The sequence below is a fragment of the uncultured Paraglaciecola sp. genome, assembly GCF_963977085.1.
Taxonomy (GTDB): domain Bacteria; phylum Pseudomonadota; class Gammaproteobacteria; order Enterobacterales; family Alteromonadaceae; genus Paraglaciecola.
On the sequence record NZ_CAXBNC010000001.1, the window covers coordinates 524,065 to 536,773 of the forward strand.

General features: G+C 40.0%; 11 protein-coding genes. 6 read left to right on the forward strand and 5 right to left on the reverse strand.

Annotation, left to right across the window (positions count from 1 at the left end):
• From AAC000_RS02235 to AAC000_RS02245, 3 genes are all read right to left on the reverse strand, one after another.
• Positions 1-876, reverse strand: coding sequence for an ABC transporter permease (locus AAC000_RS02235; RefSeq protein ID WP_339719703.1), 876 nt, complete (start codon positions 874-876; stop codon positions 1-3).
• Positions 876-1,940: an ABC transporter permease gene (locus tag AAC000_RS02240; RefSeq protein WP_339719705.1), complete on the reverse strand. Its 1,065-nt coding sequence runs from the start codon at positions 1,938-1,940 to the stop codon at positions 876-878. The genes AAC000_RS02235 and AAC000_RS02240 overlap by 1 nt, the downstream gene beginning before the upstream one ends.
• Positions 1,941-2,028: 88 nt before the next feature.
• On the reverse strand, positions 2,029-3,552 hold the full coding sequence (locus AAC000_RS02245) for an ABC transporter substrate-binding protein (protein WP_339719706.1): 1,524 nt from the start codon (positions 3,550-3,552) through the stop codon (positions 2,029-2,031).
• Between the two features lie 606 nt (positions 3,553-4,158).
• Here AAC000_RS02245 and AAC000_RS02250 point away from each other — a divergent pair.
• Positions 4,159-5,364 (forward strand): SRPBCC family protein, encoded by a 1,206-nt coding sequence (locus AAC000_RS02250; RefSeq protein WP_339719707.1) that lies wholly within the window; start codon positions 4,159-4,161, stop codon positions 5,362-5,364.
• On the forward strand, positions 5,364-6,329 hold the full coding sequence (locus tag AAC000_RS02255; RefSeq protein ID WP_339719708.1) for a PDR/VanB family oxidoreductase: 966 nt from the start codon (positions 5,364-5,366) through the stop codon (positions 6,327-6,329). The genes AAC000_RS02250 and AAC000_RS02255 overlap by 1 nt, the downstream gene beginning before the upstream one ends.
• Positions 6,330-6,944: 615 nt before the next feature.
• On the opposite strand, the gene AAC000_RS02260 is transcribed toward AAC000_RS02255, so the two are convergent.
• Both AAC000_RS02260 and AAC000_RS02265 read right to left on the reverse strand, forming a co-directional pair.
• Positions 6,945-8,102 (reverse strand): sigma-70 family RNA polymerase sigma factor, encoded by a 1,158-nt coding sequence (locus AAC000_RS02260; RefSeq protein WP_339719710.1) that lies wholly within the window; start codon positions 8,100-8,102, stop codon positions 6,945-6,947.
• Positions 8,099-9,025: an alpha/beta hydrolase gene (locus AAC000_RS02265; protein ID WP_339719712.1), complete on the reverse strand. Its 927-nt coding sequence runs from the start codon at positions 9,023-9,025 to the stop codon at positions 8,099-8,101. Before AAC000_RS02265 ends, AAC000_RS02260 begins: the two co-directional genes overlap by 4 nt.
• Before the next feature lie 203 nt (positions 9,026-9,228).
• Here AAC000_RS02265 and AAC000_RS02270 point away from each other — a divergent pair, with 203 nt between their 5' ends.
• Genes AAC000_RS02270 through AAC000_RS02285 form a run of 4 tightly spaced genes read left to right on the forward strand, consistent with a single transcriptional unit; the run spans position 9,229 to position 12,706 of the window.
• Positions 9,229-10,149 carry an ABC transporter ATP-binding protein gene (locus tag AAC000_RS02270; protein WP_339719714.1) on the forward strand — a complete coding sequence of 307 codons (921 nt, stop codon included), beginning with the start codon at positions 9,229-9,231 and terminating at the stop codon, positions 10,147-10,149.
• Positions 10,146-10,916: an ABC transporter permease gene (locus AAC000_RS02275; RefSeq protein WP_339719715.1), complete on the forward strand. Its 771-nt coding sequence runs from the start codon at positions 10,146-10,148 to the stop codon at positions 10,914-10,916. The genes AAC000_RS02270 and AAC000_RS02275 overlap by 4 nt, the downstream gene beginning before the upstream one ends.
• 12 nt (positions 10,917-10,928) lie before the next feature.
• Entirely contained in the window at positions 10,929-12,092 is a 1,164-nt protein-coding gene (locus AAC000_RS02280; RefSeq protein ID WP_339719716.1) for a sensor histidine kinase, read from the forward strand.
• Entirely contained in the window at positions 12,089-12,706 is a 618-nt protein-coding gene (locus AAC000_RS02285) for a response regulator transcription factor (protein ID WP_339719718.1), read from the forward strand. Before AAC000_RS02280 ends, AAC000_RS02285 begins: the two co-directional genes overlap by 4 nt.
• Positions 12,707-12,709: the final 3 nt, after the last annotated feature.

Here is a 12,709-nt window from a genome sequence, read left to right on the forward strand (position 1 = left end):
TCAACCCTTTGTAGACCTATTTGAAAAGTGATTACTGAGCAGTTGTTGCATGCCTTGACCAAAAAAAGTCGCGGCTAAAACAGTCAGTATCATGGCAAGTATTGGGATGAGTAGCGGGTAAACTGAACTGTACATAGAGCCTAATCCATCACTTATCATGGTTCCCCATGAAGCTCTTTCTGTGCCTACCGATTGCCCGACAAATGACAAAATGCTTTCAGCGACTATGGCAATGGCGATTTCTAATGTAATTAAAGAGACTAAGGTTGGTATTATACCGGGCACCACTTCTCGCCAGATAACACTCAAAGCCGAAGCACCACTTATGCGAGCGGCGGTTACATAATCTTTGCGGCGAATTACGATGACATCGGCCCGCAGTACTTTACAAAAGCGAGCCCAATCGACCAATATGATAGAGATGATGACATTTGTTAAACTAGGCGACAGTGCAATCATCAATATTAAGGCTAAAACCACCGCAGGAAATGATTGCCAAGTTTCGACAAAACGATTAATTATCCAATCAATCCAGCCACCGAAGTATCCGCCGAGTAACGCTAAAAACGTGCCAAGCATGGCGGCACCAATAGGTACTAATGTGCCGATAATGACAACGACCTGTGAGCCATAAAGTAGACGCGAAAGTATACATTGGCCAAGTCCATCTGTGCCTAAAGGATAATCACTAATGCCTTCTTCATACCAAGCTGGCGGTAATAATACATTGAATAAATCTTGTTCATTTGCGGCATGTGGGGCTAACTCGGGGGCAAAAATAGCGATGAATATTAATAGAATGAAAAAACCAGCGCCAAAGCAAATATCGAAACGTTTATAGAAATATTGACAGTAATATACTAAATTAGTTTTCATTACTGCATCCTCAAACGGGGATTAAGCTTGAGTAGTAATAAATCAGTACAAATTGTGACAAATTGAATGCCTATGGCATAAATAAGTGTCAGTGCTTGGATAACCCACATATCAAAACTCCCCATGGCTTTTAACATTAAATTTCCTATGCCTGGTAGGCCGAATATGGTCTCAATCACTAAGGTGCCACCTATAATTACGCTGATTTGTACCCCTATTAAGCTAATAGTGGGTAAAGCTGCATTGGGTAGAGCATGTGTGAGTAGAATACGTTTTGCGGTTAATCCACGTAACTTAGCGCCAAGTATGTAGTCTTGTTTATATACTTCGTTTAGGCTGGAATACATCGTTCTGGCAATAGGGGGGGCTAAACAAATTCCAAGTGCAAGTGAAGGAAGTACTAAGTGGCTGACAACACTAACGAAACCTTGCCAGTTTTGAGTTAATAAACTATCAATTATTAAAAATCCTGTGATTGACTCAATCTGTATATTTGCATCGACAGGCCCTAAAAAGGGTAACCACTGTAAAGTGACACCTAGAATGATGATCAGAATAATCGCCCACAGGTAATCTGGTATCGCCAACATAATAGCGTTAATTATTAATAAGGGCCGCTCCATATAAGTTCCGCGTAAATAGAACGTGCCTAATCCACTCGTTAGTCCTAAAAGCACACCTGTAGTCAGACCAAAAACAAGAAGCTGTATTGTAGTGGGCAGCGCTTCACTAAGCATAGTGATAACCGGTAAGCCATTTTGTAACGACAGGCCAAAGTCTAATTGGATAGCATTTTGTAGCCAAATTAGAAACTGCACCAATATTGGTTTATCTAAGCCTAATTCGGCAGAAAGGCGAGCTAAATCATCTTGGCCTGCTCCTGGCGGTAGTAGCATACTCAAAGGGTCGACAGGCATTAATCTGAGAATAACAAAAACCAATAACGAAACACTAATCAACATAGATAGTCGCCATAACATTTGACGTAAAACGGCAAACACCATTGAGCTTATTTGTTGGCTAATTTCTTGCTCTGTGCTTTTATTGTTTACAGTAAATGACATATAGCTCGCACTGCCTAGGTAAAAGTTTGTGTGGCATTTTTAATAAAATGCCCTTATTAGTGGTAATAACAATGATTTTAAATTTAGGTTATTGCCAAGTATTAGGCACTAACCAACCGTTTTTAAAGGCTTGGTAGGGCAGTTGCTTTTTATGGGCGACACTATTGATCCCTTCGAGTAAAGGAATGCTAAAACCCTGTTCGACCACCCAATGGTTAAATTCTTTATAATGTTGAATACGTTTTTGGTAATTATTTTCAGTCATAAGTGGGGTCAGGCGTTGCATGACTTCGTCACTACGCCATACCGAAAACTTGGTATTTGCATTGAGATAAGTCCCAGCATATAACTCTGGATCACCTGTCGAGTTATTCCACATCCACAACACAGGCCCTTGTAACGTGTTAGTGGCTAAACTTTGAAAAAACTTTCCAAAATCAATAGTTTCAAAGCTTGCATCGATGCCTACTTTTTTCCACATTTGCACTATGGCACGGGCCATTAAGTTATCACCAGGACTAACCCCTTTCGTTGCGAAAAATTTAAATTTGACTGGTTTTTTACTGCTGTAGCCTGATTTTTTAAGTAGCTCAATGGCTTTTTGAGGATCATAATTAAAATTAACGTCATCTTGATAACAAGGGGTTGTTTCAGGACAAGCGGTAGATATAGGTTTAGATAAACCTGCAAGCAGAGCTTTTGATATTGCTTTTTTGTTAATTGCATAATGCATCGCTAATCGTACATTAATATCTTTTAATGGACCTTTGTTGATCATGTGAATCATATAAGTATCGATAGTCGAGGTTAACGCACTTGTTAGATAAGGCATCTTGTCCATTCGTTGAGCATCTCTTATGGGAAGTGCATAAGCTAAATCAACTTGGCCGGACTGCAGGGCCGACACTCTTGATGTCGGACTCGGCGTAATTTGCACCGTGAGTTTATCTATTTTAGGTTTACCCCCCCAATAGTTATCAAATGCTTCTAGTGATATTCGGCTATTACGTTGGTAGCTCACTAATTTGAAAGGACCTGAGCCAATTGGGTGTGCTAGAAATTCTTCTATGCCAACTTTTTCTAGATAGTTTTTTGGAAGAATGAAAGCGCCAGCAAATGCTAGGTATTGCACAGCGGTCACAAAAGGTTTATTAAATTGAATAATGGCTTGGGTTGGGCTAGGGGTTTCAATATTTTCTATAGAAGACCAAATATAACCGAGCTGAATTGTTTTGTCGTTGTTGGGCCTTTCATAAAACGTATATTTAAAATCTGCAGAACTTAATTTGTCACCATTATGAAAGTAGACATCATCACGAAAAGTCAAAGATAGTGTTAACCCTGCCTCGCCAATCCAAGCATAGTCTTTAATTACGCCTGTCGTTAGTTCGTTATTCGAGTTATAGGCTAAGGGTTGATCAAATACTAATTTGTATAACGAAGTAGTGTGGGGAATAACACGACTCGTTGGATCCCAGCTTTCTACATCATAAGGAAACGCTATCGAAACATTATTGTTTGCCGTTTGTTGTGCCAATGAGTGAGGTATTGGAACTAATCCAATAATGAATAAAAAAACGGTTAAGGGGCGCAATAATACTCTAAACATCATTTTGTAGCCTTTATTTATGCCTGTGATTAAACGTAACCATCCTTTGGGTCTCCATATTAACGCCGTTACAAATTAACTTACGGTGCAATCTAACTAACGACAATTGGTGATATATCACTAAGCAGGATGACTGAGTTTTGACTATTACATAGAGAGTGTGGGGGATTCTTGGATTAAAACGCATCAAAACTTGCTGAATTACTATGTATATCTATATGTCGCTATGTCATGCCAAACACGAACTGTTCCTGAGCCATATAAAATATTAAAGCTGGCAATATAAATGGCCAGAAAAGCCACTTTATTATAGGGGGCTAAAGTGGACTGATTATATCTCATTTTAGTATTTGTGTTTGCGGATCCTAAATCTGCGTAATTTCTGCACATGCGCTGATGAACCAAAACTTGTACGCAAATGCACAATCATCACTAATTTATCTAACGTAGCATTCAAAGCGTAATAAAAGAGCCTACTTTGAGTAATCTTTATATATATGTTTATTTTATAAGAAGGTTGTTCATTTTATGACTTTCTTAAAGTATGGAAGCATAAATATCAGGCAGTACCGGACTAGCGCAGTAGTGCTACAAATTCAGGAAATTAGTATGAGCAAGAGATTTTTAACTGATGATTTTTTTGAAAGTATGGAAAGTTCCATTATTGATATAAAGGATGCGGAATCCTTGCCTCCACTTTGTTATACAGATCGTGATTTTTTTAATTTTGAAAAAAAAGCTATTTTTGATCACGAATGGTTATGTGTCGGTCGTGTTGATTGGATACCTAAAAAAGGTGATTTCTTTACCACTACTATAGTCGGGGAGCCGGTAGTGGTTGTACAAGACCGAGATGGGGAAATTCGGGCAATGTCTTCTGTATGCCAACATAGAGCCATGTTAGTAGCAGAAGGTACAGGTAATACTCGTACATTCACATGCCCTTATCATCACTGGGTGTATAGCTTAAAAGGTGATTTGATTAATGCTCCGGCGATGGAAAAAACCTGTAATTTCCATAAAGAAGACTCTGGATTGCCGCAATTTAAGCTTGAGATATGGCAGGGTTTCATTTTCATTAATTTAGATGATGATGCAAAACCACTTACGCCTAGGCTTAGTGCATTAGATTCAGTTCTAGCTAATTATGATATTGAAAATGCTGAAGGACCAGAGCCAGATAAAAACACTAAATATGACTTTAGCTGGAAGGTGATGTTTGAAAATAACAATGATGGTTATCATGCTAATAAATTACATCATGGTGAGTTCCATGATTATATTCCCAGTGAATTAGCCGAATTCCCAGATGATCTACCAGCAGATACTGCTGGATATTTTCGAACTAATGGCACCCTACATAAAGATGCGAGTTTTAACCCGACTCAAAAAGCACTGATGCCGGTTTTTCCTAAATTAAATGAAGAAGAACGCAATCGTATGGCGTTTGCCAATTTACCACCTAGTTTATCTTTGGTTTTAACCAGTGATGCCGTTATTTATTTAATCTTGCGCGCTGACGGACCAGAAAGTCATTACCTAGATTTAGGTGTGTTATTTGCGAAAGGCGCAATGGATGAGCCTGATTTTGATGCCAATATGGAACAAGTGTTAGAACGTGCATTAGACATTAATGCTCAAGATGTACATGTTGATGAAATGGTGCAGATTGGATTACGTTCACGCCATGCGCCAAGGGGCCGCTATTCTTGGCAAGAAGGCGCTCAGCGCCAATTTAATACCTGGTTGGTTCCTCGTTATAGAGCGCAGTGGGAAAAATTCAAAAAACAGCAAATTGCAGTAGAAATGATCTGATGATGACTGACTCTATAGATGTGAATGTTCATTGTATTTGGCAAGATGGAGAGGATGTTCGTTTATTTGACTTACGCCCGAAGACTAGCCAAAAATTAACAAAGTTTAGCGCCGGTGCACATATTGATGTGCACACCGGTAATGAGTTAACTCGTCAGTATTCTTTATGCAATCATCCTGATGAACAACACCGTTACGTGATTGCGGTTGCGTTAGCTAGCGACAGCAAAGGTGGATCGCTTTGGTTACATGAAGAAGTTAAAGAAGGTGACATTTTGTCTATTAGTTTACCAAGGAATCATTTTCCATTGGCAGATGAACCTGAACACTCAGTACTTATTGCTGGGGGTATAGGTATCACCCCCATATTAACAATGGCATATACGTTAGAGCAGCAAGGTAAGAGTTGGGAGTTACATTTTACAGCTCGTAATGAACAACAAGCGCCGTTATTAACCGAGATAAAAGCATTACAAGAAACAGCAAAGTCTGGCGTAATTACTACCTATTACACTAGAGACTCTGTCCCTAATCGCATAGATTTTAATACTATAGTCAACACTGTCTCTAAGGATTCAAATTTTTATTGCTGTGGCCCAACCAACTTACTACAAAGTTACAGTGAGAGCTTAGCGAATTTACCTTCGCAACAGGTGCACTTAGAACACTTTCAGTCAGAGAATGAAGCGGCAGACGAAGGAGGCTACACCTTAGTGTTAGCTCGCTCAGGTAAAGAACTATTGGTACCTGAAGGTAAAACCGTACTGCAGGTATTAAAAGAAAACTCTGTGGGTGTCACATACGCATGTGCCGAAGGTGTGTGTGGTAGCTGCGAAGTCCCGGTTATATCAGGTTTACCAGATCATAGAGATATGGTGCTTTCAGATGCAGAAAAAAGTGAAAATGCCACTATGATGGTATGTTGTTCTGGTTCTTTGAGTAGTCGGTTAGTGTTAGACCTATAGTAAAAATGAATGTCTCATCAGCCCTTTTATAATCAGCACTCGATTATTGCATGGATTATATAACCTGGAATATCTGTAATAAGCCGTCATTTTTCCTAAAGCAATTATGTTAAACACGGAATTATGACCGCTGGACCGAATTGCTCAGCCAGAATTATTAAGTTGATCCAAGATGAGATAACGCAAAAATCAACAAGATACTGGATGGCTAAGCAAACTTTCCATTTGCTTAGCCAATTTCCCTCTCACTTCTATCAAAGCAGTATTAAAATCCTTCTGTTATGGATTAAAGTCGAACAAAATATTTTCATTGTCGTGGACTATTTTTACTCTAATAACTTCCGTTATGCATGATGATTGAATTTCAGCTTCACGTATCGTGAAACATTGAATGATTTGCCCATCTTACTTTATAAGATTGATGTTCATTTTGAACCTACCTTAAACAACGACAAATAATATAACTCATTTTCATTGCTGTTTTCAGAGCAGATAGTTTGATAATTAGTTTGCGACAATTTAATAACGAGAGATCAGCAGACTTCTATAAAGATTACCAAGCTACCTACTTTGAACCGGTTCACCCAGAAATGAGGACTATGTGAACTGCCACTCTTAAAGTAGTAATCGTCCGCTATTAATTAGTCCACTTATCATACCTACAAAACCGCCGCCAAACCCTAGGACTAATCCGCACCAATAACAAATATCTAGGCGCAGTCGCATATTTTTTTGCTTAGTAGTGGTAGTTTCAGCTTGGCAAATTTCATTGGTTACTAAGTTACGCAGACGCGTGACTAGATAAAATAGTACGCTAGCAAACAATAAATAGGCTGTCACCGGAGCCCACCAGCCAGTTGTTAGTTCGTAACTTGCCAGTAACATCAAGCCACTAAAAATCAGCCACATGGTTACTGTTTTACGATAGTTAAGTATTTTAGCTTTAACGTCTTCCCTTGAGACTTTTTTCAGCAAATGAGAAGTGCTGACACGCACTGCGAATATGCCAAGTAATGCACCTATCATCGACCCGCCCAGCAAGAGACCTAACTTATGTAACACACCGGATTTGCTGCTTGCTGCCGCCGAACTCATCGCTGCGGCTGCCACAGGTGTACTAGTTGTGATGGCACCTAATATCAAGCTACTGAAACCCAAGGCAGGTGCGGTACTCAACAACAATTTTCCATGTTTACGTAATATCTGCTGCTGTAATAATTGCCTAACCCGAGATAACTTTTTACGAATATTAGCTTCACTCTGCTCTAACAAACGTGACACCTGCTGGGTAGATTGCTCTTCACGGTAATAGAGCAGCACAATTTCACGACTATCTGAAGGTAACTGACTAATAAAGTCTTGTAAGATCACAGTCGATTGAGCCCGTGCCATGGAGCTATCAATATCTTGTTGCGGATCACAAAATTGCGACAAGATTAGGTCGGCTTCCTCGCCATCCACTTTTTGGCGGATTTTATTATCACGCAAAAAATTTAAGGCTTTGTATCGTGTCATCTGTCTTAACCAGGGCAAAAAACTGCTGGGGTTTTTAAGTTCAGAGATAGTTTGCCAAGCCCCTATGTAAACTTGTTGTGCTACGTCCTCGCTATTATCCAAATCTTTAACAATTGACAGTGCAATGCTCGACACTAGGTGACGGGTTTCATTAATCAGGCGAGCAAAGGCTTTTTGGTCGCCACTTTTTGCAAGATCAACATCATCCAATAAAAATGACTTTTGTGGGCTTAAAGTAGAATGAATAGAACTGCTCATAGGTGCGCTCCTAAGAAATTCATTACCTGTTGCTCAAGCCATTGGGGATCATCCAACATAATAAAATGTCGAGAATGCCTATTCATCAGTAGCTGCGCACTAGGCAATGCCTGAAGTTGTTGCGCATATAATGTTTGCATCGCATCTTTTTGTTCATCATGACTAAATCCCCCTGATGCGCCTAACAATAAAACAGGTGATGTGATCTTAGCAATGTCTTGCCTTAAATCATGGGTCATTAAGGTATAAAGAGCATCACCGACAGTTTTAACATCTGATGTTTCTACCATACTCATCACTTGCTCTTTGGCCTCATCACTACTGGCTTGTATAGATAATCCATAACGGGATTGTTGAATCAGCTGTTGTTGCGTCATATTGCTATACATATTTTTGATCTGTAGAGCTTGTGCGGCCAAATTCTCAACTGTGGAGGCATTGCTGCGCGTAAACACCGGCCCTATAAAGGGCAAGCCATCTACCGAAATAATGGGTCCAATTTCTGGCGCAGCGCTCGAAGCCAACCAAAAACTCATAAAGCCCCCCAAGCTATGCCCTATGACTGCTGGTTTTTGTAATTTATGCTGTTGAATATAAGCAACAAGTTGTTGTTTCACCTCTTCCAGTGATGGGTTATCGATGGCGGGCGTGGCAGCAAAACCTGCGATATTAATACTATGCACTTGGTACGTTTTTGATAACGAATTGGCTAACGGCTGCCATACGCGACCATCTGACATAAGTCCTGGGATCAAGATCACTGGTTTTCCTGCCCCAGTGATGTGACTAACAAGCTGTTTATTTGAAGTTGTGTTTTCTGCAGCAAACACTCCGTTAACTGACAATTGGAACAAAATGGTGCCGATAAAAATAGCGACAGATAACTTAGAACATAAGGGATGTGATTTGATTTTTTGTAACATAAGAATGTACCTTTTTAGCTTAATTAAATTAACCAACATATCTAAGGCACGGTGAGTTCAAAAAGTGTGACAAGTTTTTTTAGCAAACACAAAAGTGACAAATGTCATCCTCTATTAATGATACCTGTCTCTAACCAACCACCTTTACTTAGTCCATAGTTTGCATACGGTTTAAATACTCGATACGAGATACCAAGATGCCAATGGAAAATACTCATCAACAAAAAACGCAAAGCAGTGTCATTGCTTCAGCCTACGGGCTGACTAAATCCTTTGCAGGTAACAAGGCCCTAGACAATATTGATTTTGAGGTTAAGGCTGGTCAGGTATTTGCTGTGTTAGGTGCAAATGGCGCAGGCAAAACAACTTTAATAAATATCTTACTGGGGCGAATCAACGCAGATTTGGGAGAAGTACGGGTATTTGGCTCAAGAGCCGGTTCGTTGCAAGCCAAGCGTCAGGCAGGGGCAATGTTGCAAGTAGCTAATTTACCCGAAACATTGAAGATCAAAGAACACATTCAGCTCTTTCAAAGTTATTACCCTCATCCAATGGACTACCAGCAAGTAATTGAATATGCGGGTTTGCAAAAGATGCAAAATCACTATTCTAAAAAGTTATCTGGTGGTGAAAAACAGCGGCTTTTGTTTGCATTAAGCATTTGTGGTAATCCCAAGCTATTATTTTTAGACGAACCAAGTGTGGGTATGGACGTTGAGGCGAGGCAAGGATTATGGCAAGCCATTCGTGACCTCAGAGCCGCGGGCACAGGCATAGTATTGACCACTCATTATTTAGAAGAAGCTGACAATCTAGCCGATGAAATAGCGCTCATAAAACAAGGAAAGATAATTAGACGAGGCAGCAGTGGCCAGATAAAAGCCAGTATCAGCCACACCAGCATTCGTTTTATTAGCAATGAAAAACCCGAGGTTTTCGAACCATTACCTAGAGTGGTAAGTGTGCATCCTAGTGGTAAATTTATTCAGTTGCACACAGAAGATGCCAATCAGACCCTTCTAGCTTTGTTATCTGTCTACCCTAATTTACAAGATCTCACCGTGTCTAAAGCAGGTTTAGAAGAAGCCTTTTTACAATTAAACAGCTCGGGAGAAAAAATATGAGTCACTCTCACAGTATGAACATTGCGCAAACTCTCAATATCTACTACTTAGAAAGTAAGTTTGAATGGCTTAAAAGTATTCGTAATCCTGCTTTTGCCTTACCAGCGATTTTATTCCCTGCGTTGTTTTACATATTTTTTGGGGTATTAATGAATCAACATGATCCCCAAGCTGCCACCTATCTTTTATGCTCGTACGGCACCTTTGGCATCATAGGTCCCGCCTTGTTTTCTTTTGGAGCAGGTTTAGCGATAGAGCGCGGACAAGGATGGTTGGATATTAAAGATGCCTCCCCTATGCCTGGGTCGGCGCAAATTGTCAGTCGCTTGTTTGTGTCCATGGGATTTTCAGTGATGGTCTTAGTGTGTTTAGGATTAGTCGCCTTCACCTTGACTGATGTCAGTCTATCTTTAGGGCAGATACTCACCTTATCTGCCATCTTGGTAGTAGGTGGCTTGCCCTTTTGTTTGTTGGGCTTAACACTAGGGCTGCTACTAAAAGCCGAAAGCGCACCTGCGGTAGTGAATTTAGTCTATTTACCCATGTCATTTTTATCCGGCTTGTGGATACCTATCAGTATGCTGCCAGATTTCCTACAGTCCTTTGCCGAGTTTCTGCCACCCTATCATTTATCACAATTGGCATTAAAAGTGGTTGGGCAAGATACAGGTGGATCTGTTACTAAACATTTAGCTATATTGGCGTTATTTTCTGTCGTATTTTTTGTATTGGCAATCACGGCTTTTACTAAGAAAAAAGTCAACTAGAAGGAAAAGTGAGTGTTTGATACTTTAAAAAAAATCGATTCTTGGTTACTCCCTAGAAATCTAAACGAACAGTTTTCACCTTACGTGTGGCTGATTTATTTGCCGTTATTTTTTGTACCAGTCGTGGTTTTTTACGAAGACCCAATGGATTTGGTTTGGACCTTCTCAGCATCAATTGCCTTTTTGAGCCTGTATTTTCATGCCTATTGGGCGAAAAGACAGGATATTATTTATCACATTGGCGCCATCTTGGTGATAGCAACATTGGCCGCCTTTGTTACCGCTACAGCTTGTACTTTGTTTATCTACGCGGGCGCATTTTGCAGTAGACTCAATCCACTTAAATATGCTGTTACTGTATTAATTGGATTATTGCTTTGGATAATAACCATTAGCTGGTTGTTTGAGTTTGAAGCATATTTTTATATGCCCGCACTGACATTTAGTTTGATAGTAGGGATTTTAAATATCTACCAGTGTGCGTTATATGAAAACAAACAAGCACTAATTTTATCCCGCGAAGAAACCCAACGTTTAGCCAAAGTAGCAGAAAGAGAAAGGATTGCACGAGACTTACATGATTTGATTGGGCATACTTTTTCGGTAATTACCTTAAAAGCCGATCTTGCTGGACGACTATTGGATAAGGGGCAAGATAAAGATCTCGCCAAGGCCCGTATTGAAATTAAACAATTGGAAGATATTTCTCGTGATGCCCTCAGCCAAGTACGCGAAGTGGTGTCAGGTTACCGCAGCAGCGACTTACTCAGTGAGCTTGCTAACGCTAAAAACGTGTTTAGTAGCCTCGATATTGATTTTCACTATCAATTTGAAAATATCGATGAACAACAAATCGAACTCGAATCTACTAATAATAAAGAGTTAGCCATAGTGCTTCGCGAGTTAGTCACCAACGTGATTAAACATGCTAAGGCGACTCAAGTTACAGTCACAATTAAACATTCAAATGGCAAGATCACCTTAGCAATGCAAGATAACGGGCAAGGTTTTGAAAATTCGCAACACCAAGGATTTGGCATCAAGGGCATTGAAGAGCGCATTCAAAAACTCCAAGGATGGGTAAGTGTAAAAAGCGGTGGCGATTATAGCGGTACCTTAAGCGAAATTAGCTTACCTTTGATCAAGAGCAATGCAACAAAGGCATCATCAATATGAAAAACATCAACATTCTTTTGGCTGAAGATCAAACAATGCTGCTCAATGCGTTAGCCACTATTTTAGACTTAGAGGATAACCTACATGTGGTTCAGAGTTGCGCCAATGGACAACAAGCCTTTGACTATATTCAATCCCCAGAAAGTGAGCAAGTAGACATAGTGCTCACCGATATAGAAATGCCAGATATGACAGGATTAGAGCTTGCACAACAGCTGTTTGAATCAAAAGCACAGTGCAAAACCATAATATTAACTACATTTGCGCGAAGTGGGTACTTACGCCGAGCGATGGACTCTGGGGTAAAAGGTTACTTATTAAAAGATTCACCCTCGCAAGATTTAATCGATGCCATACAAAAAGTGCATCAAGGTGGCACTGCCATCGCACCAGAATTAATGCTGGAATCATGGATGGAAAAAGATCCCCTTTCAGACAAAGAACGCCACGCATTACGATTAGCCAAAGACGGTTTATCAACAGAAGATATTGCACAAAAACTGTTTTTATCTACCGGCACTGTGCGCAACTATCTTTCCTCTGCATCCAGTAAACTGAATGCCAAGAACAGAATAGAAGCGGCGAGAATAGCCCATCAAAATGGTTGGTTGTAGTTG

What these genes read in the sequence shown, in the direction of transcription:
- AAC000_RS02240 (WP_339719705.1), bottom strand. Translation starts at nt 1,940, where the DNA reads ATGTCATTTACTGTAAACAATAAAAGCACAGAGCAAGAAATTAGCCAA.
- AAC000_RS02250 (WP_339719707.1), top strand. Translation starts at nt 4,159, where the DNA reads ATGAGCAAGAGATTTTTAACTGATGATTTTTTTGAAAGTATGGAAAGT.
- AAC000_RS02255 (WP_339719708.1), top strand. Translation starts at nt 5,364, where the DNA reads ATGATGACTGACTCTATAGATGTGAATGTTCATTGTATTTGGCAAGAT.
- AAC000_RS02285 (WP_339719718.1), top strand. Translation starts at nt 12,089, where the DNA reads ATGAAAAACATCAACATTCTTTTGGCTGAAGATCAAACAATGCTGCTC.
- AAC000_RS02270 (WP_339719714.1), top strand. Translation starts at nt 9,229, where the DNA reads ATGGAAAATACTCATCAACAAAAAACGCAAAGCAGTGTCATTGCTTCA.
- AAC000_RS02275 (WP_339719715.1), top strand. Translation starts at nt 10,146, where the DNA reads ATGAGTCACTCTCACAGTATGAACATTGCGCAAACTCTCAATATCTAC.
- AAC000_RS02235 (WP_339719703.1), bottom strand. Translation starts at nt 876, where the DNA reads ATGAAAACTAATTTAGTATATTACTGTCAATATTTCTATAAACGTTTC.
- AAC000_RS02265 (WP_339719712.1), bottom strand. Translation starts at nt 9,025, where the DNA reads ATGTTACAAAAAATCAAATCACATCCCTTATGTTCTAAGTTATCTGTC.
- AAC000_RS02245 (WP_339719706.1), bottom strand. Translation starts at nt 3,552, where the DNA reads ATGATGTTTAGAGTATTATTGCGCCCCTTAACCGTTTTTTTATTCATT.
- AAC000_RS02260 (WP_339719710.1), bottom strand. Translation starts at nt 8,102, where the DNA reads ATGAGCAGTTCTATTCATTCTACTTTAAGCCCACAAAAGTCATTTTTA.